Source organism: Haloarchaeobius sp. FL176, from assembly GCF_024609245.1.
GTDB lineage: Archaea > Halobacteriota > Halobacteria > Halobacteriales > Natrialbaceae > Haloarchaeobius.
The window spans coordinates 32,716-58,832 of sequence record NZ_JANJYH010000009.1 but is presented as its reverse complement, the minus strand read 5'-3'; the positions used below and the strand labels follow the sequence as shown (position 1 = coordinate 58,832).

Sequence of the window (26,117 nt, the reverse complement as noted above, 5' to 3'; positions counted from 1 at the left end):
CATGCTCGAACTCGACTCCCTCGGAGCGCGCTACGGCGACTTCACCTTCGGCCCGGTCGACCTGACGGTCGGTGAGGAGGTGCTGGCGGTGCTCGGACCGTCGGGAAGCGGGAAGACGACGCTCCTGTCGACGGTCGCCGGGCTCGTCGGTGCCGACGGCGGCACGGTCTCCCTCGACGGTCGTGACCTCACCGGGGTGCCACCGGAAGACCGGAGGACCGGCGTCGTGTTCCAGGACGGGGCCCTGTTCCCTCACATGACCGCCCGGGAGAACGTGGCGTATGCGGCGACCGACCCCGAGCGCGTCCAGGAACTGGCGACGCTGCTCGAGATACCGGACGTCCTCGACCGCCGACCACGGGCGCTGTCGGGTGGCGAACGACAGCGGGTAGCACTGGCCCGCACACTCGCCGCAGACCCCGACGCACTGCTGCTCGACGAGCCGCTCTCGAGCCTCGACGCACCCATCAGGCGGCGACTCCGGCTGGAGCTCCACGACCTGTTCGCCTCGCTCGACATTCCGGTGGTTTACGTGACCCACGACCAGCGGACGGCGAGCGCGCTCGGCGACCGGATCGCCGTGTTGCACGACGGCCGGGTCGAGCAAGTCGGGCGCTCCGCGGACGTGCTGGAGCGACCGGCAACGCCGTTCGTCGCCCGGTTCACCGGCAGCGAGAACGTCCTCGACGCCAGGGTCGTCGAGGTCGGGGCGGACCGGCTACTGCTCGATGTCGGGGACGGACAGCTCTCGACGACCGCCGATGGCAGGGAGGCAGGAATCGACCTCGGCGAGACGCTCACCATCAGCGTCCACCCCGCACGGTTCGAACTCGGGCGTCGCTCGAAAGGGACGGACTGTTCCCGTAACCGTCTCCACGGCACGGTCCGTCGACTGGTGAACGAAGGGGACCAGTACCGAGTCGTCGTGACGACGAGCGACGGGAATCCGGATTCGGACGCTCCCCTGGCAGGGGCGGCCGACGCCGTCGAGTTGACTGCGACGGTCCCGCCGACAACCGTCGACCGGCTCGCCCTGCAGGTGGACGACCGCGTCTCACTCTCCGTCTCGGCGGATGACGTTCACCTCATCGGGTAGGAGGACACGCACCTGACCACCCGTGCTCGGTGCTGCTGGCCGAGCGGTCGCGCGAGAAGGGCTTCGTCGACAAACTGTTCGGCGAGTAGCTCAGGTCTCGACGGGTTCGGCCTGTGCCCCTTCGTCGGCGTACTTCTCGCTGAACTCGCCGATGAGGTTCCCCATCTTTGCGTACCAGTCGTTCAGCATCCGCTGCATCTCCTGGGCGATCTCCTCGGCGTCACGCGGCCGGTACACGTGGTAGTAGCCGCCCTGGTCGTAGTTCACCTGCTCCTTCTGGAGGAACCCAGCCGAGAGGAGCCGCTGGACCGCGCGGTACGCAGTCGAGCGTTCTCGGTCGATCTCCTCGGCGATCTCGTCGACGGTGAGCGCCTCGTCCCCGTCGTTCAGCAGCTGGAAGATCTGCTTGTCGATTCCCTTCAGGTCGTGGAAGCACTCCAGCAGGCCCTCGCAACGCATGTCCGACCGGAGCATCTCGTTCATCGAGTCAGCCATTTGAGCAACCTACGCGGTGGCCACTGAAAAGTGTTTGCAAAATCCGCACAATACTGTTTGCACGCCGGGAGGGCGGCCGTCTCAGTCCTGGGAGGTGGCCCGTTCGGCACTCTGGCCGGCGGTGTCGTCGGAGCGACTGGAGCGCCAGTAGCCCTGGGCGTACGCACCGAGGAACATCCCGGCGATGGCCCAGAGGATGGGGTAGTTGCCGACGCCGAAGCTGGCGTACGCAGCCCCGGGACAGATGCCGGAGAGCCCCCAGCCGACGCCGAAGATGGAGCCACCGATGACGACGTTGCGGTCGAAGGACTTCACGCGGCGCTTGTACTCGTCGCCGGTGAGCGGCGCACGGTCGAGGAACGTCGTCGCCACGAAGAAGACGATCCCCGTGACGACCGCCGCACCACCCATCACGAACAGCAGCCCGAAGTCGTCGAACTGGAGGAAGTCCAGCACGACCTCTGGACGGGCCATCCCACTGATCGCGAGTCCGAGGCCGAAGACGATGCCGCCGAGGTAGATGGCGGGCAGGAACAGCGGGCTCCGTTCGGTCGTGCTCATGGGCTCACCCCCAGTGCGGCGACGACCTGTGCCGTCCCGATGGCGAAGGTCATGAACGTTGCGACGTTCACGATGGAGGTGTTCGACAGGGAGCCGACGCCACAGACACCGTGGCCGGACGTACAACCCTTCCCCAGGCGGGTGCCGATACCGACGAGGAAGCCACCGCCGAGGAGCCGCCACCACTGGACCTCGGTGGTCCAGATGCCGGGGTCGAGCACGAGCCCCCAGATGGCGGCGCCGCTGACGATACCGGCCGTGAAGGCGAACCGCCACCCGCGGGACTGGAGGTAGGTGAAGCGGTTGAAGCGGTCGATGTCGGAGACGTACGACAGCGTGCTCTCGAGGAACGTGCTCGCCCCTGCGATGACGCCGGTCGAGAGGTAGATGATCGATGCTCCGAGGCCGACGAGTAGCCCCCCGAGGGCGTATGGGAGTATCCCGCGCGGGAAGAGGTCTGCCAGCGCGAGTAGCGGGATGGGTTCGGTCATCGGCCGCACACACCCGCGCGGTCGATACGGATGTCGATTCGCCGGTCGGTGCCGTCGGCGGTGCCCGAACCGTCGTCACGGGTCCCCGGGCATCCGGTGTACCGTCCGTCTGTCATTGTCGGTTCCACCTACAGCGGTCGCACAGATAAGGGTTTGCATAGTAGTTCTACTACTAAACAATACTAATAGCTCTCTCGGTGCTCAGAGCCCACTTCAGCCGAACTGAAATGCCTTGGCCCGTTGTAGTAGTGTCCCACAACCGAATTGCTACCGACACGCTTTTTACTCCCCCAACAGTATTGGGTGGTGAAGTCAATACAATGACTGAGCACGAGACAACCGAGACGCTCGACGTGAAGGGACAGAACTGCCCGATGCCGGTCGTCAAGACGAAACAGAGCATCGACGGCCTCACCAGTGGGGAGGTACTCGAGGTGCTCTCGACCGACTCCGGCAGCATGAGCGACATCGCCGGCTGGGCCGACTCGACACCGGGAGTCGAGCTCGTCGACCAGGCCGAAGGTGACGGTCTCTACACCCACTACGTGCGCAAGACGGAGTAACCATGTCGACCGACACACCAAACGCTGCAGAACCCGACGGCGAGGAGCCGTCGCGTGCCGAACTGGCCGCGCAGGTCGAGGAGCTGGAGCAGCGGCTCGCCGACGTCGAGGCCGACACCGCCGACGACGACCCGAAGATGTCCATCATCGCGACGAAGGGTACCCTCGACATGGCGTACCCGCCGCTCATCCTCGCGAGCACGGCCGCCGCGTTCGGCTACGAAGTCACCGTGTTCCACACCTTCTGGGGGCTCGAAATCCTCCACGAGGAGAATTCCAAGAACCTCCAGCTGAGCTCGGTCGGGAACCCCAGTATGCCCGTCCCGAACGTCATCGGCGCGCTTCCCGGGATGGACCGCATGACAACCCGGATGATGGAGAAGCAGATCGCCGACAACGACACGGCGACCATCGAGGAACTCATCGACACCTCGCTCGACATGGGCGTCGAGTTCCAGGCCTGCCAGATGACCATCGACCTGATGGACTACGACGAGGACGACTTCTTCGAGGGTGTCAGCACCGGCGTCGGCGCAGCGACGGCCATCCAGGACATGGCCGAGGCGGACATCCAGCTTCTGGTCTGACCGACCACTTCCTCCATGACACAGGATTCACCCGAGGAGCGGACGCAGCAGACCGAGACAGACAGCGTGCCCGCCGCCGACCCGCTCGTCGGTGAGGGGCTGCTGGACGAGGAGATGGGTCCGAGCTCGTCGATGGCCCACCTGTACCGTGGCGAGATCCACCGGATGAAGTTCTGGCGCGAGCGCCTGGACCGGACCACTAACTGGGCGGTCGTCGTCATCTCGGCACTGCTGACGTGGTCGTTCTCGTCCACGAACACGCCCCACTACGTCATCCTCATCGGCATCGCGACGCTGACCGTCTTCCTTGTCGTCGAGGCGCGCCGGTATCGCGGGTACGATATCTGGCGCACTCGGGTCCGCTCGCTCCAGCAGAACGTGTTCGCGAAGGGACTCGACCCCAGCGTCGAACTCAGTAACCCGAACTGGCGGACCGAGCTAGCATCGGACTACCGCCAGCCGACCTTGAAGATCACGACCGAGGAGGCCATCGCTCACCGCTTGCGACGGATCTATCTGCCGCTGTTCGGTGTGCTCCTCGTTGCCTGGACGATACGGATCACCGCATTCGCGACGGAGTCGTGGCTCGCCACTGCACGGGTGGGCGCGATTCCGGGAGCGGTCGTGGCACTCACCGTCGCCGCGTTCTACGTCACGGCGCTGGTCGTCGCGTTCCGACCGCGGACGTGGCACGCGCGGAGCGAACTCAGGTTCGAGGACCTCCGCGGATGATCCACATCTCCGAGGTTCCCACGATCTGTAGAGGATAATCGTTCTGTCCCAGGCCTCGTTCTCTGCCCGCGACATTCATACTACTGCTTTATATTATCAGCTTGCGTATACTAAAGCATGAGCACCACTTCATCCCGGAGATTCCCGTCCGTCCAGGTACTGTTCGGTGGCCTCGTCGTCGTCCTCGGAGCGCTCCTCCTGCTGGATACGACCGGCCTGTTCCCCACCTCGGAACTGTTGCTGTACACGCCGTCGCTGTTCGTCGTGATCGGCATCCTTGCGCTGTACCAGAGCCGTCTCCGGAGCATCGTCGGCCCGGTCGTGTTGATCAGCATCGGCGTGGCCTGGCAGGCCGTCGCGCTCGACTTCACGACCGTCGACGACGTCATCGTGTTCTGGCCGGTGCTCGTCATCGCGTTCGGTCTCTCGGTGGTCCTCGGGACCCACCGGGCGAGGGCTGTCGCGACCGACGATGCGTTCACCTCGATGTTCGCTGCCTTCGGTGGCGCCGAACGGCGGAACACCTCGAAGGCGTTCACGGGCGCAGACCTCACCGCCATCTTCGGCGGTGTGGAGATCGACCTCCGGGACGCCGAGGTCGTCGACCGGCCCGCCCGCGTCAACGCCGTTGCGCTGTTCGGTGGGGCCGAGGTCATCGTCCCGCGCGACTGGAACGTCCAGATGGACGTGCTGCCGGTCCTCGGTGCGGCCGAGGACTCCCGTCGCCGGTACGAGACTGTCAACGACGAGGTCGACCTCGTCGTCGGCGGGTTCACCGCCTTCGGGGGCATCGAAGTCAAGAACTGACGCGGGCCACCCGGCGGGCCTTCCGGGCTTTCTGATCTCCTAGCGCCAGCTCGTCCAACCGCCGTCCACGACGAGCGATTCACCAGTGATGTAGCTCGCGAGGTCGCTCGCGAGGAACGTCACCGCCCCACCGATCTCCTCGGGCTGTCCGTACCGCCCGAGCGGGACCTGCTGGGTGAAGGCCTCGGCCTCCTCCTCGCTGGTCTCCTGGTCACCACCGATCATCGTCTCGATGCTGCCCGGGTGGACGGCGTTCACTCGGATGTCGTGCTCCCCGAGCTTGTGCGCGAGCGAGTACGTCAACATGGTGAGCCCGCCCTTCGAAGCCGAGTACGTCGGCCAGTTGCCGTTGCCGAACAGCCCCGCGATGCTGGAGATGTTGATGATGCTCCCCCCGTCGCCCTCGACCATCCGTTCTGCGGCGACCTGTGACCCGAAGAACGCGCCGTAGAGGTTGATATCCATCAGCCCGCGGTACTCTTCTTCGGTGACGTCGAAGAAGTCCTCGGCGCGCCAGACGCCCGCGTTGTTCACCATGATGGAGACGCCACCGAACTCGTCGGCGGCCTCCATGGCTGTCACGAGGTCGTCGCGGTCCGTCACGTCGCAGTGGACGAACGCTGCGTCGGCGTCGGTCTCCGTCTCGATCTTCTCGTGCGTGGGAACTCCCTCTCCCTTTGGATCCTCGCGGACGTCGGCGACGACCACGGCCTCGGCACCGTGTTCGGCGAACGCGAGTGCGATGCCGCGTCCGATACCCGAGCTGCCGCCCGTGATGACCGCGATTTCGTCGTCAAGTAGTGTCATGTGTGGGCACCGGCCGTAATTCGTCGCGAGAGCTGATAAAACGAGACGATAGTTCCAGTTCGCTGAGACTCGACTGGGTACCCATCCACCGCTTACTCGGAGCCAGCCTCCCCCGTCCGAACTGTCAGCACTGGTACTGGAGACGTTCGGACGAGCTTCTCGGTGACGCTCCCGAGCAGGTAGCGCTCCAGTCCAGTCCGGCCGTGGGTGCCCATCACTACGAGGTCGACGTCGTTCTCCTCGACGTACCGGCGCAGTTTCTTGTACGGGCTTCCGTACCCGACCGCGGTTTCGACGCCACCGACGGCACCGCCTGCTCGGTCGGCGATCTCGTCGACGGCCTCTCGGGCGGAGGCCTCTAGCGCGTCGGTCATCATCTCGGAGCGGACGTCCATCCCCATCGATAGCACATCGACGATAGAGACGACGTGCAGTTCGGAGCCGTAGCGTGTCGCCAGGTCGAGGCCCACGTCCGCGGCGGCCCCAGCAGCGGCGCTCCCGTCGGTCGGGACCAGCACCGACTCGTACGGGTAGTGCCCCGAGCCGTCCTCGGTGTCCCGGATCGTCAGCACGGGCACGTCGGAACGGCGGAGTACCTTCTCGGTGACGCTCCCGAGCAGGTAGCGCTCGACGCCCGTCCGTCCGTGGGTGCCCATCACCACGAGGTCGATGCCGGCCTCGTCGACGTATTCGAGGATGACCTCGTAGGGAACTCCGGTGCGGACGGCGCGTTCGGCCCCCTGGCCGGCGGTCGTCACCTCCGCCGTGACCTCCTCGACGACTGACTCGGCACGACTGCCGCCCCGCGCCTGGTGCGCTGCGTTCTCCTGGCTGCGTGAATCGAGGACGCTGAGAACGTGGACGGTGGCGTCGTAGTGGCTCGCGATGTCCACCGCGTTTCCAACGGCAGCGGCTGCGCAATCGCTCCCGTCAGTCGGAACGAGTATCTCGTCGAACATACTCTGAACGTTGGAGAGCAGGTGTCAAATATCTCGGGGCGAGCGCCGGAGACCGAATCCCGCCGCCCGGCTCGTCCGAACCCGGCTCAGGGCCGCCAGCCACGCAAGAACCCGGTCGAGATGCCGCCGACCGCAAGGGCGGAGCCGATGCTGAACGTCCGAACCGCGAAGACGGCAGCGGCGGCATCCGCCTGTGATGCGACGGTAAGCAGCCCCAGGACCGCCCCGAGCAACACGTCGTACGCCCCGAGACTGGCCGGTATCGGGACGGCGCTCGCGGCCTGTGGGAGCGGGATGACCGCGACGATGGGGAGCAACGCGACCGGTGCGCCGATGCCTCCGAGCGCCAGCCAGAGCGCCCCCGCGGTGAGTACCTGCTCGACGATACCCCCGACGGCGATGAGCGCGACGAGCACGGGAGCGTCCCGGAACGCCGCCACGCGCATCCAGAAGCGTTCGACTGCAGCCTCCACGTCCTCCCGGTCGTGCGGGTCGGACCGGTAGAGCGAGGAGACGAACCTAACCGGCGTCGCGAGGACGGCGACGACGCCGCCGCGCAGTTTTGCATGGGTGACGACCAGGAGGAGACCGACCACGGCGAGGAGCGCCACGGCACCGCCCAGCGTGTAGATGAGGAACGGCGGCGTCGGACCGAGAAGAATCAGGGTGGCGACGAGCAGCGTCGAGACGAGTAGCTGAGCGCCCGATTTCACGTACTTCGCGACGCCTCGCACTCCGAGCGCCTCGCTGTAGCTCGTTTCCGTCTCGACGGCGAAGAACCGTGCCATGATGGGTTCCGACGTCACCGGCCCCGCAGGGCTGAGTGTATCGAAGAAGTCACCCGCGAACGCGAACTGAACGCTCTTCGATGGTGAAATCCCACCGTTGAGCGGGCGGACGGAGGCCCAGACGCCGATACCGTCCGCAGCACCCTCGACGAGCACGAGTCCGAGTACCAGGATGGCGACGACCGGTGCCAACGTGGTCGCCCGGTCCAGCACCGTCGTCACACCGACGACCGAGAGGTAGACGGCTATCGCTGCCAGACCGAGCGTCGCGCCGACGATGAACCGCACGAACGGACGCACGTTGTGGACTCCGAGCAGCACCCAATTAAACCCGCCGTCGTCGCCTCAGGGGACTGGACACTGGCTTTACCGAACGACGCAACTGGCCATGACCAGTCTCTCGTCGGGTCGGACTGAGAAGGGCGTGGAACGGTCTCAAGCGGGTCGGTGTTAGCTGTACTGCTCGACGAGGCTCCGCAGCGTTCCCTCGTCCTCGAAGCCGACCATCTGCTCGACGGGCTCGCCGTCGGCGAACAGAACCATCGTCGGGACACCCTGGACGCCGAACTGTGCGGCGAGCTGCTGGTTCGCGTCGACGTCGACCTTCGCGACTGCCGCAGCCGTGCTCTCCGCGATGGACTCGACGACTGGCTCGAGCATCTGGCAGGGGCCACACCAGTCAGCGTAGAAGTCGACCAGGACCACGTCGTACTCCGAGGTGGTCGACGTCAGTTTGTCGACGCCGTTCACGTACACCGGCTCCGCCGGCGCGCCGGCCTCGCTCTCTGTGGCGTCCTCGGTCTCCTTTTTCATCTCGTCGATCTTCTGATTGCGAATGTCCTCGATTGAACTATCTCCACTCATCACCAGTTCGTTGATGCTCCTCGAACTTAGGTGTTGTGCTCTTATTGCACAATACAATCAATCGGGGTACCGTTCGAGATACAGGCAAGGAAAGCATATTCCGCCCACCTGGCCCATATTTGTCTGCGTTCTAGCACAGGCTGACCATCCAATCATGGGTAAAATACGAAATACTATGTGGCCTCGATGCGTACAGTTCACCATGAACCGACACGTTGCCGTCCTCGACGCGTCGGTCGGCGACACGCCGGCAGAGCGCAACCTCGTTCGTGAGCTCGCGGCGGCGTCGGCCGAGGTCGACATCGACGTCTACAAGCTACCCGCGGGGGAACGGCCGCCGACTGTCGCCAGTGCGGAGTGGCGGTACGACGGGGTCGTCGTCAGTGGGTCGCAGACCTCGGTCTACGAGGACCGTGACTGGATACACGAGGCCACAGCGTGGGTGCGCCGTGTCCACGCGGCGGGCGTCCCGATTCTCGGCATCTGCTGGGGCCACCAGTTCATCGCGCAGGCCCTGGGCGGTCGTGTGGTCGATATGGGCGAGTACGAACTGGGCTACCGGCAGGTCTCGCGCGTCGGCGAGGACCAGCTATTCGACGGGGTTCCGGCACAGTTCGTCAGTTTCGAGACCCACTCCGACCGCGTGGCCGAGCTACCGCCGGGCGCGAAGGTACTGGCGCGGAACGACAGAGGCGTCCAGGCGTACAGGGTCGGCAGCAGCTACGGCCTGCAGTTCCACCCCGAGTACGACCGGCAGACTGCGGTCTGGGTCACCGAGGGGAAGGACCTCCCCGCCGACCGCATCCAGCAGGTCCTCGACGGAATCACCGACGAGTCCGTGGCCGCAGCCGAGGCGGCAAAGGCCGTCTTCGCGAACTTCCTCGACCTGAGTGGGTCACATCAACCGGTCGCGAGCCCAGTCCACGGCCGCTCGTACTGACTCACTCGTTCCCGCCGTCGACCGCGTCGTCCCACGACTCTGCACCGGTGAACTCCTGAAGCGCCATCAGCACGCCGACGTACGTACCGAACGCAACGAGGGCCACCTGGACGACGGCCCCGATGACGAGCCAGGCCAGGGGACCACCAGCCAGCACCTGAATCATCGCCACCACGCCTCCACGGGGTCCACGGGAGTACCGTGATCGTTCATGTCTACGATTCCCCGCGACCCGACAATCAATCTTGTGCTTTTTATCCAATACTGAATGGCAAGTGGAGTCGGGATATTGGCACGAAGTCCCGACAAGGGCGCTTGGGAGAGATACTGTGGGCATCGCTCTCGGTTACTCGTCCGCGTTAGACACATTTCTACGCAATGTTTCCATTGGCTCGCGAGGTCGAAGCCGGATGCGGCGACTCCTCCTGGGCAGCGTCTCCGAGGACGTCACTGCACGGGCGAACTCCAACGTCCTGCGCGTGCCGCCGTCGCGGACCCCACGATCAGCGCTCCTCGGTGACGTGCTCCCAGATGCTGCACCAGTCCTCGACCGCGACGTAGCCCTCGACCTTCGCGCAGGCTCCCCATCCATCTCCGTTCTTGTCCGGGATGAACTCCGCACAACTGCCACAGGACTGACCGGGCTGTCCCAGCCCGTCGGCGATGGCCTCGACCGACTCCGTCAGCTGAACCGCCTCCTGCGTGTCGAGGTCGTCGGGGTCCCGTTCCTCCCCGCCCTGTGAGCTGGCCGTCCGGTATTCCGCTGGAACCTGCGCGGTAGGCAGCTCCGACTCGGTCAGTCCCTCGGGGACACTGGGTTCGGGCAGTTCCTCCCAGACGCTACACCAGTCCGCGCCGTCGATGTACCCGTTCACCGCCGAGCACGCGCCGAAGGCGTCACCGTTCCTGTCGGCGATGAACTCTCCGCAGTTCGCACAGCACCGGCCCGGCTGGTGGGCGTCGTTCTCCAGCGCCTCGTCGTACTCGGAGAACTGGACGTCGCCCTTGGCGAACAGGTCGTCCGCGTTCCGCTGCTCCCCGCCGAGAGAGACGGCCGCTCGATAGGCTTCGGGGACGGGCCCGTTCTCGAACTCCTCCTCCGAGACGCCGTCCGGGAGTTCCTCCTCGCCGTCGGCCATCGTGGTCGACGTGGCACCGCCAGTGGTCGTTCCAGCGTCATCCGCTTCGTCGACGTCACCGCCGAGGCAGCCACTCAGTGCTGCGATACCCCCCGTCGCGACCAGATAGTGTCGTCGACTCCAGTAGTGGTAGGCGCCGCCACCACCCGGTTTCGAACTATCTCCCTCCATACGTGTACGTCAGTGACTATCATATAAAATTATGTAGATAGTATTCGGCCTAACCCCGGATTAGAACTGTTCGAAAAACGCCGTGTTGCCTCACGCCGAAGCGGAAGAACAACGCAGCAAACCCATGGGCAGTGCTGCTGGAGAACCGATCAGTCGCCGGTCATGGCGTCCTGACTGGCCGCACAGTTGTTCGGGCCGAGTTCGAGCTCGAAGGCCTCCTCGTCGTCGGCGCTCTGCTGGCCGAGGTTCGTCGCGATGATGTCCTCGTAGTTCGCGGGACGCGGGGGCATGTCCGCGAGCACGACCTCGACGAAGTCCTCCTCGTCCATCGTGAGTGCGTCCATCTCCTCGCGGAGCTGGCCGATGGGAGCGGTGTACGTTCCGTCCTCGGCGGGTACTGCGGCGCTACTGAAGTGGGCACCGCCGACGAGGACCTCGTCGTCGAGCGTGAGGACCTTCGTCTGGAGGGACTCGTAGAGCTGGCGCGCCGCGTCGGGCGCACCCTCGTCACCCTCCTCGAGGTCGGGACGGGCGACGCTCTCGACGAACAGCCCGTCGCCCGTCGCGAGCAGGCTGCCCCCGAGAAGGTAGGAGGTCATGCCGCTGGTGTGGCCCGGCGTGTACACCGTCTCGACGGTTGCGTCGCCGACGGCGAACTCGTCGCCGTCCTCGGCGGGGACGAGCTCGTCGATGTAGGTGACGTTGCGCTGGCGCGCGGCCTCGGGGATGACGCCGGTGACGCCCTCGGCGTCCAGCTCGCGGACGCCGGAGATGTGGTCGGCGTGGATGTGCGTGTCGAAGGCGTAGGTCAGTTCGGCGGCGAGTTCGCCCGCGTCCTCGATGTAGCGGTCGGTGAACGCGCGGAGTGGGTCGACAACCGCGGCCTCGCCGTCGGCGACGAGCAGGTAGCCCAGACAGCCACTCGACGGACGCTGGTACTGGTAGAGCGTCCCCGGACCATCGTAGCGCGCCACCTCGACGCGCTCGTAGATGCGTGCCCAGCCGTTCATCCCTTCGTCCAGGTGGACGACGTCACGGCCGTTCTCCGCGAGCTTGCCCGCGACGTACGCGCTGGCTCCGCCCTTCGCACAGAGTACCACGAGCGGTTCCCCCTCGGGAACCTGTTCGAGGATGCTGTCCTCGACCTCGTCCTCGAGGAAGTGGAAGTACGGGACGTTGGCGATCTCGACGTTCTCACCCTCGATGTGCCACTCGTCGAAGTCACCGTTCATCCGAGCGTCGAGGATGGTGACCTCCTCGCCGTCGTCGATCTGCCGCTTCAGTTCGTCCGGCTCGATCTCGTCGACCTCGACATCGGGTGTCGGGAAGTCGTCTGCATCCATGTTACACTCGCCGTTTGGGGATGGGCCACCTTATATCTTGTGAGTTTTGTGCAATACAGTGGATATAGACGTGTGGCCTATCGCGCCAAGATGGCCCAAATGAAACCCAAGATGGCTCTAACGGACAGGTAGCAGTAGAGCAGGAGTGCAAACGAAAAGCAATACAGTTCCGTCGTCAGTCGCTGAGCGACGCCGCAGGTGTGGACTCGGATTTGTCGCGGCGCAGCTCTTTGATCGCACTGTAGGTGACTGCACCACTGACGAGCAGTGCGGCTCCGAGAATGATGACGAGGCTGACGGCGTCGAGGATGGGCATCTCGAGGACCCCACCGATCTCGCGGACGGCGACCGCGACCGCACCGAGCAGCAGCATCACCCCGAAGTACACCTTGATGTCGTCCTCTTCGACCAGGCTCGTCGCGGCAGCACCGAGACGCGCCCCCAGTGCGCTCCCCGCGAGCAGCGGGACGACGATGCTGAGGTCCACCGCGCCGGACTGCGCGTAGAGGAAGCTGCCCAGACCGCCGGAGAAGACGATCTCGAACAGGTCCGTCCCGACCGCGACGGGGACCGGGACGCCGATCAGGTAGAACAGCGCGGGCATCCGGATGAAGCCACCGCCCACGCCGAGGAACCCGGAGAGGAGCCCGGTCGCGAACGCGACGAGGAGGATGAGCCAGAGCGAGACCCTGACATCGCCACGGAGCTTCATCATCGGCGGCACGCGGTAGGACTGTATCTTCTTCGCAATATCGGGGATATCCTCCGCGTCGATTTCGCCCTCGGCGTCGTGGTCGACACCACCGCCACCGCCTCCCTTCAGCGCCTCGCGCGTGACGAACACACCGATGCCGCCGAGCAGGAGGACGTACGCGACGCTGACGACAGTGCCGGCGAGCCCGATGTGTTGCAGGTACTCGAGCCCGAGCTTGCCGACCTCGATGCCGGCCGTCGTCCCGGCGATCATCAGGACGCCGAGCTTGTAGTCGACCTGGCCGAGGTCACGGTGTTTGAGCGTCGCGATGACGGAGGTCCCGAACACGAACGCCAGCCCGGAGCCGACCGCTACGTTGGGCTCGTACCCCATCACCAGCAGCGCGGGCGTGACGAGGAACGACCCACCCATCCCGAAGAAACCGAACAAGATGCCGATGAGCAGGCCGAAGCCGGTGAACAGCAACAGCAGGTCCACACCGACCCCCATCAGCTCCATCATTGGTCGGCACCTCCGGCCGGCGTCGAGCAACGCCGAAGGAGGACCTCGGCGACCTTGCACTCTCCCTCGAGGACACGACGGACTGACGCCCCGACCACTGACTCCAGCGCCCCGTAGCCGACGTACAGGAGGAGGGCCTCGAAGAGCACGATACCGACGAGCGCTGCCGCGAGAGTGTTGCCGCTCAGTGTTTCAATACCGAGCATCGCTACTCACCCATTCGAACGGTCTTGCGTGGATATTGGATTTCTGCACGGTAGTCCGTAATCGAGGAGGGTAGATAACGGTTTTGGGATTATCATACAATACTATATCGGCATAACAGACGCGTACCGATGCATAAGTTACGCGTGGCTACACCTGTCGGCGGGCGTAAAATTCGACCGACACAGGAACAGCACCTGGACGCGGGCCAGCCTACGAGTCGAGGACCGTCGCCAGCGCGTCCATCGCACGGTCGACCTTCTCGACCTCCGCGTTGTAGCCCATGTGTCCGACCCGGAGGATGTCGTCGGCGAGCTCACCGAGGCCCGGCGAGAGCACGACGTCGTGCTCGGACGCGAGCTCCTCCTGCAGTGCTTCGGCTCGTCCGGGCAGGTGGAACGCGGTGACGGTCGGTGCGCTGCGCTCGGCCGGCGGATACGGTTCGAGTCCCAGCTCCGCTCCCCGCTCGCGACAGCGCGTGGCTGCTCGCTCGTGTCTCTCGTACACCGACCCCAGCCCCTCGTCGAGCAGCAGCGAGAGCGACTCGTCCAGCGCGGCGACGTTTGCGGCCAGATGGGTGTACGGGAACCGCTCGCTCGTGTCGCGCCACGGGAGCAGGTTCGTGTAGAGCGAGTCCGGGTCACGCTCCGTGGCCACCTCCCACGCCCTGTCGCTGACCGCGGCGGTCGTCAGCCCCGGTGGGGCGCTGAACGCCTTCTGGGACGCCCCGAGGTTGATGTCAATGTACTCGCCCGGAACCGGCGTCCCGCCGAGGGAGGAGACCGCGTCCACGATGGTCAGTACACCGTGCTCGTCGAGCAGTTCGAGCACCGGCTCGATGTCGTTCAGCGTCCCCGTCGGCGTCTCGCAGTGGACCATCGTCGCGAGCTTGTACTCCCCCGCTTTGAGGGCCGCCTCGACACCGGACACGTCCAGTGGCTCCGTGTACTCGGCTCCGACCACCGTCGGCTCGCCGCCGTAGCTCTCGACGAAGTCCGCGAAGCCGTCGCCGTACAGCCCGTTCGAGATGCACAGCACCTCGTCGCCCGGGGCGACGGTGGACGCGATTGCGGCCTCCAGGCCGAGGATGCCTTCGCCACCCATCACGACGACGTCGTCGTCGGTCCCGTAGACACGCTGGAGCTTCCTGCAGACATCGTCGTAGCGGTCGAAGAAGGACTCCTCGACGTCCGGGTTCGGCATCGGCTCGCTCATGCGCTCGCGGACCCGCTGCGGCACTGCCGTCGGGCCGGGTGTCATCTGCATGGGTCGACGTTGCGGGCCGCGAGGCTTAGCCCTGGGGGGTCGACAGAGGCCGGTCGCGACGAGAAAGCACAAGGAGACACCACACCCACAGGTGCCCATGAGCAAACTCTCGCCCGCAGACCTCGAGCGGTACATCTTCTCGCGTACGGGCGCACCGAACGACGACCTGCTCGTCGGTGCCGGCTACGGCGAGGACGCGGCCGCCGTCGCAGTCGACGGCTCGACACTGGTCGTCAGCACCGACCCGATCTCGCTCGCCGCCGAACGAATCGGGACCCTCGGCGTCGCCATCGCGAGCAACGACGTGGCCGCCTGTGGTGGCATGCCCGAGTGGCTGGTGAGCACCATCTTCCTGCCGGACAACGACGAGGACCTCCTCGACGACGTGACGGGGCAGCTCGACGCGGAGGCTCGTCGACTCGGAATCACCATCGTCAGCGGCCACACCGAGACACTCGCCGCACTCGACAGGCCGCTCCTCTCGCTCACCTGTATGGGCCCGACAGACCGCTACGTGCCGACCTCCGGTGCGAATCCGGGGGACGCAGTGCTACTCACGAAGGGAGCCGGTATCGAAGGGAGCGCGGTCCTGGCGACAGATTTCCGCGACGCACTCGTCGACGCTGGCGTCGAGTCGGCCACTGTCGACAGCGCAGCGGCCTTCTTCGACGACGTGAGCGTGCTCCCCGAGTCAGCCGTGCTCGCTCCGATTGCGACCGCGATGCACGACCCCACCGAAGGTGGCGTGCTCAACGGACTCGTCGAGGTCGCCTGTGCCTCGTCCGTCTCTATCGAACTCGACAGCGAGGCGGTCCCCGTCAGAGACGAGACCCGACGCCTCTGTGCCGCGATGGACGTCGACCCGCTGCGAATCCTCGGCTCCGGCGCGATGCTCGCCACCGTTCCCGCCGAGGAGTCGGAGCGCGTGGTCTCGACGCTCGAGTCGGAGGGAATCGATGCGACGGTCGTAGCGTCGGTCTCGGCTGCCGACGACGCAACGGACGTCGGTGTCCACTGCAATGGCCGACAGTACCGGGACAGCGTGCGCGACGACATGTACGAGCTCTGGGCGTGAGCGCCGTCCACCAGTGAGTTCCTGAATCCCTCACACAGGGTTTAATTCCCAGTTCCGGTAACGTTCCCGTACGATGGGTTCACCAGTGCTCACAGCTGTCTCTGGGGTCGAGGTCCCACTCTACACCGTGCCCGTCCTCGGTATCGAACTGGGACAGACACAGATCACCGTCGTCGGTGTCGTCCTGATAGGGATGCTGCTCGTAGGCTCGGGGTTCTTCTCCTCCTCGGAGATCGCCCTGTTCTCCCTGCCGACCCACCAGATCGACGCGATGGTCGAAGAGGGCAAACGCGGAGCCGCCGCGGTGAAATCCCTCAAAGAGGACCCACACCGCCTGCTCGTGACCATCCTCGTCGGGAACAACATGGTCAACATCACGATGTCCTCTGTCTCGACCACGCTGGTCGGCTTCTACTTCGATGCGGGGACGGCCGTCATCGTGTCCTCGCTCGGGATCACCTCGATGGTGCTGATATTCGGCGAGAGCGCACCCAAGTCCTACGCTGTCGAGAACACGGAGCTGCACGCCCGGCGCGTCGCACGGGGGCTGAAAGTCGTCGAGAAGGTGCTGTGGCCGCTGATCGTCCTGTTCTACCATCTGACTAACGTCGTGAACAGACTCACCGGCGGCAACTCCTCGATAGAGTCGTCGTACGTCTCCCGCGACGAGATCCGAAACATGATCAAGACCGGTGAGCGCGAGGGCGTCCTCGACGAGGAGGAACGGCAGATGCTCCAGCGGACCCTGCGCTTCACCGACGCCAGTGCGAAGGAAGTGATGACCCCACGCCTCGACATGGCTGCCGTCTCGGTCCACGCGTCCGTCGACGAGGCTATCGAGCACTGCATCGAGTCGGGGCACGCCCGCCTCCCCGCTTACGATGATTCGCTTGACAACGTGACCGGCGTCTTCGACATCCGGGAGCTAGAGGGCCACGACGAGTTCTCCGAACTCGAGGTAGCGGACGTGATCAGGCCGACGCTCCACGTGCCCGAGTCGAAGAGCGTCGACGACCTGCTCACCGAGATGCGCGAGAACCGGATGCACATGGTCATCGTCATGGACGAGTTCGGTGCCACTCAGGGCCTCATCACGATGGAGGACGTCCTCGAAGAGATCGTCGGCGAGATACTGGTCGGCGACGAGGAGCACCCGATGGAGTTCGTCGACGACACCGAGGTGCTGGTTCGCGGCGAGGTAAACATCGACGAGGTCAACGAAGCACTCGATATCGACCTCCCCGAGGGCGAGGAGTTCGAGACCATCGCTGGCTTCATCTTCAACCGCGCGGGCCGGCTCGTCGAGCAGGGCGAGGAGTTCGACTACGAGAACGTGACTCTGCGGGCCGAACAGGTGGCGGACACGCGGATTCAGAAGGCACGGGTGACCGTCGAGCACGCTGGCGACGACCCGGTCGACGGCGACCCGCCCGTCGACGAGCGCAACCCCGACTGACGGCCTTTCGAACGATGGATTCGGACCGGACAGCTCTGGACGCCTCCTGCAGCCGTGATACCCGGTCGGCGCTCGAATGGGATGACGCGGATAGCCTCCGTATCGGAGTTGGAGGCACTACGTGTCCGCCACGTCGACGACCTCGTAGCTGAGGTTCTGCTCCCGGAGTTTGTCGGTGTACGTCGAGAGCACCTCTGCCGAAGAGAGGAGCAGTATGTCGGGTCCCTTCGTAGCTGCTTCTCGAACGGCGGGCGTGCTTCCGAACCGGATGTCGGGCTCGAGACCTGCTGTCTCCGTGACGGCGATAGCCTCGACTCCACCGACCGCGATCAGATCGTGGCCCTCGGCCATCTCGGCGATTTCGTTCGAATCTACCGCCGAACTACCACCGTCTTGAACCTGTGGGACCGGGACGATAGTCACCGCTCCCAAGTTGTAGTCGAGGACCCCGTCGAAGTTCGTAACTCCAACGTCCTGCCCTGCCTCGGCGTTCGTGACTGCAACTCCAGTTGCACTTCTCGTCCCACCGGATATCGCCCGTAGAACACCGCCCCGCATCGTCAGTGAAACGGTCTCTCCTTCGTGGATTTCCGTCGTCGCAATCGCAGTCTCGACCTCTACCTGTCCGATAACGTCTTCGGAGACGTGTTCGACGAAGTGACGCAACTCGTCGGTCTGGGAGATCAGCCAGTCGACTCCTTCCTTGGTCACTTCGTATCGCCCACGCTTGTTGACGTATCCGTGTTCGACCAGGTCCTGGAGGTAGTCGCTCACAGCCTGGGCAGTAATCCCGATAGCGTCGGCGATCTCCTGCTGGTTCACCGCGGGCTGTCGGTCTGCGATCTGGACCAGAATCTGGTACCGGGTGGCGTTTCGTTTGCTCTGTAGAATGCCGAATTCCTCGGGACCGGCCGTGTTCTTCGGCATCGTCCCTCCTCCGAGCCGTGAACTAACGTAATTTTGGCCTAGAACGGGTGAGATTGTTGAAATTGTGGTTCTGTGGCAGATAGCTCAATCTGAGTTTCTCTAAAACAATCACAATTGTTTTACGACTCACGATAGTTGTGTTCGGCGATGGCACACGTATCGCTGCCACACGATGCGAAGGCCGGTCCGACGAAACCGGAGGTCAGGGCCGTCCTTCACAGCAAGCTCGACCTCGGGCCGACCGACCACTTCGCGGAGGTCGGTTCGTGCACCGGCGCCGTCACTATCGAGGCGGCGCGGCGCGCGGGTCGGGTCACTGCACTCGAACGAAACGCGGAACGGATCGAGACCACCAGACGCAATCTCGCTGCCAACGACGTGACCGGGAACGTCGACCTTCGGAACGCCGAAGCTCCCGAGGGGTTACCCGACGACGCAGACGCCCTGTTCGTCGGTGGCAGTCGGAACTACGAGGCAGTCCTCGACCACGCAGTCGAGACCGGCGTTGCCCGTCTCGTCATGAACGTCTCGCGGCTCGAAGTCGCTGGAGCCGCCACCGAAGCGTTCCGCGAGCGGGACCTCCTGGAAGAGGTCGTCCAATTTCAGGTGAGTCACGGGTACGAACTCGCCGGCGCGACGAGTTTCGACTCCGACAACCCGGTGTACATGCTGGTTGGCGAGACCGATGCTGTCGCAGCAGACGGGGGGCGGCGATGACTCTCTACGGCATCGGACTCGGGCCCGGCACCGCCGACCTCGTGACCGTACGGGGCCGTCGAATCCTCGAAGCGGCGGACGTCGTCTACTCGCCTGGCCGCCTCTCCCGGTCGGTGGCGGCCGAGCACGTCCCCGAGGACCGAATCGGTGACCTCGACTTTCCGATGACCCGCGACGAGGACGAACTCCGGCGAGCGTGGCGCGAGGCCGCTGAGGAGATGGCACCACGTGCTCGCGAGGGAACTGCGGCGTTCGTCACGCTCGGTGACCCGAACGTCTATTCGACGTTCGGGCACCTGCGGCGAACGCTCTCTGCGTTCCACGCTGATGTCGATATCGAGGTCGTTCCCGGGGTGAGCGCCGTGACAGCTTTCACCACGGCGCTCGGCGTCGAGATCGCTTCCGGGGCGAGTCTCACGCTTCACGAGGCCGCCCGTGGTGCAGCACCGACCGGGCCAGACCGCATGATTCTGTTCAAGGTCACCGATGTCCCGACGACCCACGAACAGCTCGTCGACGCGGGCTACGACGTGGTGTACGGCCGTCGACTGTGCATGGAGCAGGGCGAGACGGTCGTGACGGATGACCCCCGTACGCTGGACGAACGCGACTACTACACGCTGGCGTACGCGGAGAAACACGACCTCGATTCGGAGCCAGCGACGGCGGCCTTCGAAGACGCCGAATCGGAGCGCACCGCTGGCATCGGACCGAGAGTGCAGACCGATGGCGGGGCCCGCTCTGGTTCAGGGCTCTGCCCCGGAGACGGATTCCGGAGGGAAACCGTGTCCATGGAGCGCGCAGAAGGCGAAGCCTGCGGCGACGAAGTCCCGGAGGGAAAGCCCCGATGACCGACCCACAAGACGCTATCGACGCGGAGTCCGCCACCCGCGCGGCGGAGCGGGACCAACGGATTCGGGAGCGAACGGCCGGCGAGAGCCAGGAGGGTATCCCGTTCATCGGCGCCGGTCCCGGCGATCCAGGGCTCCTCACGGTCACCGGTAGAGAGCTGGTCGAGGCGGCAGATCTCGTCGTCCACGCCGGCTCGCTGGTCAACAGCGAACTCCTCGACGAGTACTGTGCGGACGCCGAGCAGGTGTCGAGCATCGGCAAGGACCTGGAAGAGCTGGTGCCGCTGATGCGGGACGCCTACGAGGCCGGGCGGACGGTCGTCCGCCTCCACAGCGGCGACCCGGCAATCTACGGAGCAGCGCTGGAGCAGATGGACGCACTGGAACACGAGGGGGTTCCGACCTACATCGTTCCGGGCGTGACCTCTGCGTTCGCGGCCAGCGCGACGCTGCGGACCCAGCTCACGCTGAACGGGGTGGCTAACCACGTCGCGTTCACCCGTCCCCAGGGGAAGACTCTCGAGCCAGAGGACGACCACATCGGCGAGTTCGTCGAGATGGGCGACGTGACGACCTGCATCTACCTCGGCACCCACGCTGTCGGCGAAACGATGGACCGCCTCCTCGAAGACGGCCACGACCCGGAGACGCCGGTGACCGTGGTCTATCACGCCTCCTGGCCGGACGAGGAAATCATCGAGGGGACCATCGGAACCATCGGCGAGCGGCTGGAGGCAGCCGGCTACCGTGCGTCCGCGCTCGTCATAATCGGCGACGCGGCGCGGAAAGCGGGTTACGAACGCTCCTACCTGTACGGCGACTGGGCGAACCGCAGTTCCACTGAGAGCCAGGCGGACGACTGACTCATGACTACCGACACGAACGAACCGGAAGCAGGCGAATCGGGCGGCCACTGTTCCACGCCGGACTCGGACGCTGCCGAGCAACGCTCGGCGAGCTGCGAGCCATCGTCTCGCAACGGCGAGGTGGCCGAGGAGATCGCGATCATCAGCTTCGAACGGAAACTCGACACCGCTCGCGAGATCGAGGCCGAAATCGGCGACGGCTACGAGCGCGTGGATATCATCGAGTACCACGGTGACGTGTTCGCGGAACACTGGGGCGAGTACGATTGCTTCGTCGGACTGATGGCGTCCGGTATCGCGATGCGCAAGGCCGCACCGCTCCTCGACGACAAGTGGGACGACCCCGCTATCGTCGTCGTCGACGAGGAGCTCACCTGGGCAATCCCGATCACGGGGGGCCACCACGGTGCGAATCAGGTCGCCCACGACCTCTCACAGCTGGGTGCAGTCCCGGCGATGACGACCGCGAGCGAGGCTGCGGGCAAGCAGGGCGTCGAGAGCAAGGCGAAGGCGCTTGACACCCACGTCGTCAACGGCGATTCGACGGTCGCGACGAACCTCGCCGTCTTGAACGACGGACTCGGTGCGGTGACCCGTCTCGACGGCCCCAGAGCGGTCCTCGTCGGGGACGACGTGACCGTGCTCAAGCGCAACGCTGCGGACGGCGTCGTCCTCGGGACCGGCACCGTCTCGGGGGTGAGGAAAGCGCAGGTGCTCGATGCCTGGGAGGCTGCCCTCGACGACCTGGATCTGGATTTCTCGGACGTGGAGTTCGTCGCGACCGCCACTCGAAAGGAGGGCGAAGAGGGGCTCTACGAGGCAGCCCAGGAGATCGGTGCGGGGGTCGTCCTCTTCGAGAAGGACACGCTGGCGGAGTTCGAGGGGCCCACACCCTCGCGGTCGAAGGAACTCATCGGCTGGCCGGGTATCGCCGAAGCGTCGGCCATCGCCGGCGGGCGCGAGCACGAACTCGCCCGCAAGAAAGAGCGGTTCGACGACGCCGTGACCGTCGCGGTGGGGCGGTAAGATGGCTGGCAGCGATGCCGCCACCGACGAGATGGGAACCCTCTTCGTCGTTGGCATCGGCCCTGGACTGCCGCACGCGATGACGCAGCGGGCCAGGGACGTCATCACCACCGCCGATTGCGTCATCGCGTCGAACCTCTACCAGGAGTTCCTCCGGCGCGACGGAACGCTCCCCCCGGAGACCGCCGAGGTGGAAGCCGCACCTGCCGAGGGGACGGCGGCAGGAGACGAGTCCGGGACCGTCTTCGAACGGTCGGGGGGGACCCACCAGACGCTCGTCCGCTCGACGATGGGGAAGCAGATCGAACTGGCCCGTGAGGCGTTCCGACGCGTTCGGGCGGGCGAATCTGTCGCTCACGTGTCCGGCGGCGATCCGAACGTCTACGGCAAGAGCGACCTCCTGTACACGATGGCCGAGGCGGACGAGGCGTACGACGTTCCCATCGAGGTGGTCCCCGGTGTGACAGCGGCGCTCGGTGGCGCCGCCAACCTCGGCGCGCCGCTGTCGAACGACTTCTGTACGGTCTCGCTGTCCGACAAGTGGCGCGGATGGGACGAGATCGAGGAGAAACTGCGAGCCGCGGCGATCAGTGGGTTCGTCATCGTCCTCTACAACTGCTGGCGTGACTATGAGCGCGCTATCGACGTGGTCCGCGAGGAGCGAGCCGACGACGTACCGGTCGGCATCTTCAACGACGCGGGCCGCGGCGACGCAGGTCGAAATCTGGAGGACGAGACACACACCATCACCACCCTCGGCGAGGCGACCGACCACGACGACGAGGTCGGCGGGATGGGAACGTCCATCCTGGTCGGCACTCACGAGACGACGGTCTGGGAGAACGATTACGGCAAGCACCTCGTCACCCCGCGCGGCGGGCGTGACGTCGACGACTTCTGACAATGACCTCCGACGACACCACCACCGAGACGAGCACAGACACCGAAACCGGCTGTGGGGCGAGCGACGCTTCAGACACGGCTGAAACTACGACTGCCACCAAATCGACTTCGAAGTGCGGGGCCACCACCCCGGAGACCGAATCCGACGGGGGCGTCCCGAACGCTTCCGGAGCGGCGACAGACACTGCTGAGAGCACGTCGACGTGTGGCGACTCCACGTCGTCGTCCAGTACCGGCTGCGGTAGTTCGAAACAGTCGACGACAGAGGAGAAGGTCGGGTCGACCGTCGAGGACTTCGACGCAGACTCCGGACGGCTCGTCGCAGTCGGCTTAGGTCCGGGACAGCCGGAGGGGATGACCCAGCGTGCCCGCGGCGCGCTACTCGACGCGGAGCACATCGTCGGGTACACTACGTACGTCGAACTGCTGCCCAAAGCGGTCAGAGAGTCGGCCGAGGAGCTGTACGACACGCCGATGTGTGGCGAGGTCTCCCGCACTGAGGAAGCGATCGACCGCGCGCTCGCAGGTAACGACGTTGCCATCATCGGCAGCGGCGACCCGAACGTGTACGCGCTGGCCGGTCTGGCGCTGGAGATCCTCGAATCGAAGGGCGCGACCGCGGGCATGGTCGACTTCGAGGTCGTCCCGGGCGTCCCCGCCGCCCAGTCCTGTGGCGCACGGCTGGGCGCACCGCTCGTGAACGACACGGTCAGTATCTCCCTGTCGGACCACCTGACGTCGATGCCGACCATCGAGTCCCGGCTCCACGCGGCAGCCAAGGAGGGGTTCACCATCGCCATCTACAACCCCTGGAGCCGCAAACGCCGGGAGAACTTCCGGAAGTGCTGTGAGATTCTCTTGGAGCATCGTCCACCGGACACGCCCGTGGGTATCGTCCACGGTGCGGGCCGTGACGACGAGCAGGTCGACATCGTCGAGCTCCGGGAACTCGAGCATCTCGGCGAGACGGACCTCGTCGACATGACGACGACGATCCTCGTCGGAAACGAGGAGACGTACGTCTGGGACGACCGGATGGTGACGCCCCGAGGGTACGAGTCCAAGTATGACTACTGAGTACCAGGTGCGGCTCGACCGTGACGCCTGTGACGGCGTCTTCGCCTGCCTCGTCCGAGACGACCGGTTCGTCGAGGCGTCGGACGGATTGGCGACCATCGACGGAGGAGACGGGAGTCAGCACGAGCGCACCGTGGACGGAACGGAGCTCGTGACGTTCACCGACGAGCAGCTGACGGCGGCCGAACAGGCGGCCCGTGCCTGTCCGGTCGACGCGATCGAGGTACTGCCGGAGGAAGCCGATGAGTGACGCGAACCGACGAACCGCGACACCCGACCCGGTCGAAGATCTGCTCACCGCGACACCGGCCACGGCCTACTTCTGGGGACGCGTCGCCGGTGACGGCGACCTGAGCCAGGACTGCGTGACCGTTCGGACCGTAGACGAGAGGTCGGCCGACGCGATTGCGGCGATCGCCGGGGCCGGTCGGACGGACCAGGACCATCGAATCGCCGCTCGGGAGTCGGTACACGACGCCTCGATTACCCGGTTCGAAGACGAGTACGAGTTGCAGGTGTTCGGGATGCTGGCCGACCGGGCAAGTGCCGCGCTCGGCCTTCCCATCGACGGCCAGCCCGGAGGCTACCGGTTCGGGACGTTCGCGGAGTACCGTCCACAGCTCGTCCGCGGATTACTCGAGGCCTGTGGCACCGTCTGTTTCCGTGAGTCCTCGGGCTCGGTCGGTGTCTCGTTCGTTCACGACGACGAAGCCCTGCTTCGGACGGTTCAGTCGCTCGTCGACGCCGCCGAGCCCCACGTTCCGACCGACGACCTCTCCGAGACATCCTCGGGTGGCTACTGGTTCGGCCTGGGCGACGGTGCGGACACGGCGGCGTTCGCCCGGTGGGTGTACGCCGGCAGCAGCGAGTCGGGACTGTACTCGGCGGAGCGGCGGCAGAAGCTCCGCCGGAGCGTCGAACGTGCAACGGGTAGCGAGGTGGGTGAACTCTCCCGATGACCACGAACGCGAAAGCGAGCTCGAACGGCCTCGACGACGAAGCGGTGCTGCTGGTCGGACACGGCTCTCGTCGCGAGAAATCGAACGAACAGGTTCGGACGCTCGCTGCCGACCTGGAGGGACGACTCGGCGTCCCGGTAGACGCCGGGTTCCTCGAACTCGCGAAACCGTCGATTCCCGACGCCATCGCGGGCCTCGCCTCGAGTGTTTCGCGAATCACCGTCGTCCAGTTATCGCTCTTCGCAGCCAGTCACGTCAAGAACGACGTGCCACTGGCAGTCCGGAACGCCCGCTCTGAACACCCCGGAACCACCATCCACAATGGTGCGCATCTCGGGGTACATCCCGCACTCGTCGACCTCCTCGACGACCGGGCTGCTGCCGTGGAGGCGGAGCTGGGGATCGACCGTGACGACGCGGACGTCGCGGTCGTCCTCTGTGCCCGCGGCTCCAGCGACCCGGACGCGAACAGCGACGCGCACAAACTCGCCCGGTTACTGTACGAGGGGCGCTCCTTCGACCGTGTCGAGACGTCGTTCGTCGGTGTGACCGAGCCGCGCCTCGAGGAGATGCTACACACGGTGGCCAAAAGCCGTCCGGACGCCGTGGTTGTCCTCCCGTACATGCTCGGCGACGGCGTACTCACCGGACGTATCCGCGACGGTGCCGCCGAGTTCGACGACGAGTATCCGTACGTCGACGCTGGCGCGGGCGACCCGCTCGGGTCCGACACCCGGATTCTGGACGTGCTCGGTGACCGGTGGCAGGAAGCTCGGACCGACAGCGTAGACATGTCCTGTGACACCTGCAAGTACAAGGTTGAACTCGACGGGTACGAGGAGGACGTCGGTGGCGCGAGAGCGATGCTTCGGGCGCTGACACACCAGGAATCTCACGCAGATCGTGACGACGTGGACGCCCAGCCACACGCCCACGACGCACCGGAGAAACACGTGGCGGTCTGTACGAATCAGACCTGTGCCGCCGACGGGTCGCCGGCCGTTCTGGAACGGTTGCGACAGGAGGCCCGTGACTCCGACGCCTGCGACGCCCGAATCACGCGTTCGTCGTGTCTCGGCCGCTGTGGCGATGGCCCCATGGTCGCCATCTATCCCGACGGTGTCTGGTACGGGGATGTCGACCGAGCCGACGCGGAGCGAATCGTCTCGTCCCACCTCGATCGGGACCGTATCGTCTCGGATCTCGTCGATCAAACACTGTAACACCAATC

Annotated in this window: 31 protein-coding genes and 1 pseudogene; 18 read left to right on the top strand and 14 right to left on the bottom strand. The window is 65.4% G+C overall.

Going from position 1 to position 26,117, the window contains the following annotated elements; translation table 11 throughout:
- Position 1 precedes the first annotated feature (1 nt).
- The gene (locus tag NO978_RS15365) at positions 2 to 1,096 is read left to right on the top strand and encodes an ABC transporter ATP-binding protein (protein ID WP_257300472.1); all 1,095 of its coding nucleotides are present in this window, start codon (positions 2 to 4) and stop codon (positions 1,094 to 1,096) included.
- Between the two features lie 90 nt (positions 1,097 to 1,186).
- Here NO978_RS15365 and NO978_RS15360 read toward each other — a convergent pair whose 3' ends face one another.
- The 3 genes from NO978_RS15360 to NO978_RS15350 form a co-directional block, all read right to left on the bottom strand.
- Positions 1,187 to 1,591, bottom strand: coding sequence for a helix-turn-helix domain-containing protein (locus NO978_RS15360; RefSeq protein ID WP_257300471.1), 405 nt, complete (start codon positions 1,589 to 1,591; stop codon positions 1,187 to 1,189).
- Positions 1,592 to 1,672: 81 nt separating this feature from the next.
- Positions 1,673 to 2,152 (bottom strand): YeeE/YedE family protein, encoded by a 480-nt coding sequence (locus tag NO978_RS15355; protein ID WP_257300470.1) that lies wholly within the window; start codon positions 2,150 to 2,152, stop codon positions 1,673 to 1,675.
- The gene (locus tag NO978_RS15350; RefSeq protein WP_257300469.1) at positions 2,149 to 2,643 is read right to left on the bottom strand and encodes a YeeE/YedE family protein; all 495 of its coding nucleotides are present in this window, start codon (positions 2,641 to 2,643) and stop codon (positions 2,149 to 2,151) included. The genes NO978_RS15355 and NO978_RS15350 overlap by 4 nt, the downstream gene beginning before the upstream one ends.
- 320 nt (positions 2,644 to 2,963) lie before the next feature.
- On the opposite strand from NO978_RS15350, the gene NO978_RS15345 reads away from it, so the two are divergent.
- The 4 genes from NO978_RS15345 (at position 2,964) to NO978_RS15330 (ending at position 5,332) form a co-directional block, all read left to right on the top strand.
- On the top strand, positions 2,964 to 3,206 hold the full coding sequence (locus tag NO978_RS15345) for a sulfurtransferase TusA family protein (RefSeq protein WP_257300468.1): 243 nt from the start codon (positions 2,964 to 2,966) through the stop codon (positions 3,204 to 3,206).
- 2 nt (positions 3,207 to 3,208) lie between these two features.
- Positions 3,209 to 3,793, top strand: a complete 585-nt coding sequence (locus NO978_RS15340) for a DsrE/DsrF/DrsH-like family protein (protein ID WP_257300467.1) — start codon at positions 3,209 to 3,211, stop codon at positions 3,791 to 3,793.
- A gap of 15 nt (positions 3,794 to 3,808) precedes the next feature.
- On the top strand, positions 3,809 to 4,525 hold the full coding sequence (locus tag NO978_RS15335; RefSeq protein ID WP_257300466.1) for a DUF2270 domain-containing protein: 717 nt from the start codon (positions 3,809 to 3,811) through the stop codon (positions 4,523 to 4,525).
- A 117-nt stretch (positions 4,526 to 4,642) separates the two neighbouring features.
- Positions 4,643 to 5,332, top strand: coding sequence for a cell wall-active antibiotics response protein (locus NO978_RS15330; RefSeq protein ID WP_257300465.1), 690 nt, complete (start codon positions 4,643 to 4,645; stop codon positions 5,330 to 5,332).
- 39 nt (positions 5,333 to 5,371) lie between these two features.
- On the opposite strand, the gene NO978_RS15325 is transcribed toward NO978_RS15330, so the two are convergent.
- The 4 genes from NO978_RS15325 to trxA all read right to left on the bottom strand — a co-directional run bounded on the left by NO978_RS15325 (position 5,372) and on the right by trxA (position 8,750).
- Entirely contained in the window at positions 5,372 to 6,139 is a 768-nt protein-coding gene (locus tag NO978_RS15325) for an SDR family NAD(P)-dependent oxidoreductase (protein WP_257300464.1), read from the bottom strand.
- Between the two features lie 92 nt (positions 6,140 to 6,231).
- Entirely contained in the window at positions 6,232 to 7,098 is an 867-nt protein-coding gene (locus NO978_RS15320; RefSeq protein ID WP_257300463.1) for a universal stress protein, read from the bottom strand.
- Positions 7,099 to 7,184: 86 nt separating this feature from the next.
- Complete coding sequence (locus tag NO978_RS15315; protein WP_257300462.1) at positions 7,185 to 8,186, bottom strand: lysylphosphatidylglycerol synthase domain-containing protein; 1,002 nt, start codon at positions 8,184 to 8,186, stop codon at positions 7,185 to 7,187.
- Between the two features lie 150 nt (positions 8,187 to 8,336).
- Positions 8,337 to 8,750 carry a thioredoxin gene (gene trxA, locus NO978_RS15310; RefSeq protein WP_257300461.1) on the bottom strand — a complete coding sequence of 138 codons (414 nt, stop codon included), beginning with the start codon at positions 8,748 to 8,750 and terminating at the stop codon, positions 8,337 to 8,339.
- Between the two features lie 202 nt (positions 8,751 to 8,952).
- Between trxA and NO978_RS15305 the strand changes: the two genes are divergently transcribed.
- Positions 8,953 to 9,690 (top strand): type 1 glutamine amidotransferase, encoded by a 738-nt coding sequence (locus NO978_RS15305; RefSeq protein ID WP_257300460.1) that lies wholly within the window; start codon positions 8,953 to 8,955, stop codon positions 9,688 to 9,690.
- 1 nt (position 9,691) lies between these two features.
- On the opposite strand, the gene NO978_RS15300 is transcribed toward NO978_RS15305, so the two are convergent.
- On the bottom strand, positions 9,692 to 9,856 hold the full coding sequence (locus NO978_RS15300) for a hypothetical protein (protein WP_257300459.1): 165 nt from the start codon (positions 9,854 to 9,856) through the stop codon (positions 9,692 to 9,694).
- Positions 9,857 to 10,070: 214 nt separating this feature from the next.
- On the opposite strand from NO978_RS15300, the pseudogene NO978_RS20010 reads away from it, so the two are divergent.
- A pseudogene (locus tag NO978_RS20010) lies at positions 10,071 to 10,187 on the top strand (universal stress protein); the annotation flags it as partial.
- Positions 10,188 to 10,193: 6 nt separating this feature from the next.
- On the opposite strand, the gene NO978_RS15290 reads toward NO978_RS20010, so the two are convergent.
- From NO978_RS15290 to NO978_RS15270, 5 genes are all read right to left on the bottom strand, one after another.
- On the bottom strand, positions 10,194 to 11,000 hold the full coding sequence (locus NO978_RS15290) for a high-potential iron-sulfur protein (protein WP_257300458.1): 807 nt from the start codon (positions 10,998 to 11,000) through the stop codon (positions 10,194 to 10,196).
- A 149-nt stretch (positions 11,001 to 11,149) separates the two neighbouring features.
- On the bottom strand, positions 11,150 to 12,343 hold the full coding sequence (locus NO978_RS15285; protein WP_257300457.1) for an MBL fold metallo-hydrolase: 1,194 nt from the start codon (positions 12,341 to 12,343) through the stop codon (positions 11,150 to 11,152).
- A gap of 175 nt (positions 12,344 to 12,518) precedes the next feature.
- On the bottom strand, positions 12,519 to 13,556 hold the full coding sequence (locus NO978_RS15280) for a sulfite exporter TauE/SafE family protein (protein WP_257300537.1): 1,038 nt from the start codon (positions 13,554 to 13,556) through the stop codon (positions 12,519 to 12,521).
- The gene (locus tag NO978_RS15275) at positions 13,556 to 13,765 is read right to left on the bottom strand and encodes a hypothetical protein (RefSeq protein ID WP_257300539.1); all 210 of its coding nucleotides are present in this window, start codon (positions 13,763 to 13,765) and stop codon (positions 13,556 to 13,558) included. The genes NO978_RS15280 and NO978_RS15275 overlap by 1 nt, the downstream gene beginning before the upstream one ends.
- Before the next feature lie 211 nt (positions 13,766 to 13,976).
- Entirely contained in the window at positions 13,977 to 15,029 is a 1,053-nt protein-coding gene (locus NO978_RS15270) for an alanine--glyoxylate aminotransferase family protein (protein WP_257300456.1), read from the bottom strand.
- Positions 15,030 to 15,126: 97 nt separating this feature from the next.
- Between NO978_RS15270 and NO978_RS15265 the strand changes: the two genes are divergently transcribed.
- Both NO978_RS15265 and NO978_RS15260 read left to right on the top strand, forming a co-directional pair.
- On the top strand, positions 15,127 to 16,104 hold the full coding sequence (locus tag NO978_RS15265) for an AIR synthase family protein (RefSeq protein WP_257300455.1): 978 nt from the start codon (positions 15,127 to 15,129) through the stop codon (positions 16,102 to 16,104).
- A gap of 73 nt (positions 16,105 to 16,177) precedes the next feature.
- Positions 16,178 to 17,560 carry a hemolysin family protein gene (locus tag NO978_RS15260; protein ID WP_257300454.1) on the top strand — a complete coding sequence of 461 codons (1,383 nt, stop codon included), beginning with the start codon at positions 16,178 to 16,180 and terminating at the stop codon, positions 17,558 to 17,560.
- Between the two features lie 117 nt (positions 17,561 to 17,677).
- On the opposite strand, the gene NO978_RS15255 is transcribed toward NO978_RS15260, so the two are convergent.
- Positions 17,678 to 18,487, bottom strand: coding sequence for a MarR family transcriptional regulator (locus tag NO978_RS15255; protein ID WP_257300453.1), 810 nt, complete (start codon positions 18,485 to 18,487; stop codon positions 17,678 to 17,680).
- A gap of 147 nt (positions 18,488 to 18,634) precedes the next feature.
- On the opposite strand from NO978_RS15255, the gene cbiT reads away from it, so the two are divergent.
- The 9 genes from cbiT to NO978_RS15210 are packed head-to-tail and all read left to right on the top strand — an operon-like array spanning position 18,635 to position 26,109.
- The gene (cbiT, locus tag NO978_RS15250) at positions 18,635 to 19,204 is read left to right on the top strand and encodes a precorrin-6Y C5,15-methyltransferase (decarboxylating) subunit CbiT (RefSeq protein WP_257300452.1); all 570 of its coding nucleotides are present in this window, start codon (positions 18,635 to 18,637) and stop codon (positions 19,202 to 19,204) included.
- A complete protein-coding gene (locus NO978_RS15245) occupies positions 19,201 to 20,055 on the top strand; it encodes a cobalt-factor II C(20)-methyltransferase (protein ID WP_257300451.1) in 855 nt (284 codons plus the stop codon). Before cbiT ends, NO978_RS15245 begins: the two co-directional genes overlap by 4 nt.
- The gene (locus NO978_RS15240) at positions 20,052 to 20,918 is read left to right on the top strand and encodes a cobalt-precorrin-4/precorrin-4 C(11)-methyltransferase (RefSeq protein ID WP_257300450.1); all 867 of its coding nucleotides are present in this window, start codon (positions 20,052 to 20,054) and stop codon (positions 20,916 to 20,918) included. Before NO978_RS15245 ends, NO978_RS15240 begins: the two co-directional genes overlap by 4 nt.
- Before the next feature lie 3 nt (positions 20,919 to 20,921).
- Positions 20,922 to 21,947: a cobalt-precorrin 5A hydrolase gene (gene cbiG, locus NO978_RS15235; RefSeq protein ID WP_257300449.1), complete on the top strand. Its 1,026-nt coding sequence runs from the start codon at positions 20,922 to 20,924 to the stop codon at positions 21,945 to 21,947.
- A gap of 1 nt (position 21,948) precedes the next feature.
- The gene (locus NO978_RS15230; RefSeq protein ID WP_257300448.1) at positions 21,949 to 22,848 is read left to right on the top strand and encodes a precorrin-3B C(17)-methyltransferase; all 900 of its coding nucleotides are present in this window, start codon (positions 21,949 to 21,951) and stop codon (positions 22,846 to 22,848) included.
- A gap of 2 nt (positions 22,849 to 22,850) precedes the next feature.
- Positions 22,851 to 23,927: a precorrin-3B C(17)-methyltransferase gene (gene cobJ, locus NO978_RS15225; RefSeq protein WP_257300447.1), complete on the top strand. Its 1,077-nt coding sequence runs from the start codon at positions 22,851 to 22,853 to the stop codon at positions 23,925 to 23,927.
- Positions 23,917 to 24,177: a ferredoxin gene (locus NO978_RS15220; RefSeq protein WP_257300446.1), complete on the top strand. Its 261-nt coding sequence runs from the start codon at positions 23,917 to 23,919 to the stop codon at positions 24,175 to 24,177. Before cobJ ends, NO978_RS15220 begins: the two co-directional genes overlap by 11 nt.
- On the top strand, positions 24,170 to 24,886 hold the full coding sequence (locus NO978_RS15215; protein WP_257300445.1) for a cobalamin biosynthesis protein: 717 nt from the start codon (positions 24,170 to 24,172) through the stop codon (positions 24,884 to 24,886). Before NO978_RS15220 ends, NO978_RS15215 begins: the two co-directional genes overlap by 8 nt.
- Positions 24,883 to 26,109, top strand: a complete 1,227-nt coding sequence (locus tag NO978_RS15210) for a CbiX/SirB N-terminal domain-containing protein (RefSeq protein WP_257300444.1) — start codon at positions 24,883 to 24,885, stop codon at positions 26,107 to 26,109. The genes NO978_RS15215 and NO978_RS15210 overlap by 4 nt, the downstream gene beginning before the upstream one ends.
- The last annotated feature ends 8 nt before the right edge of the window (positions 26,110 to 26,117 follow it).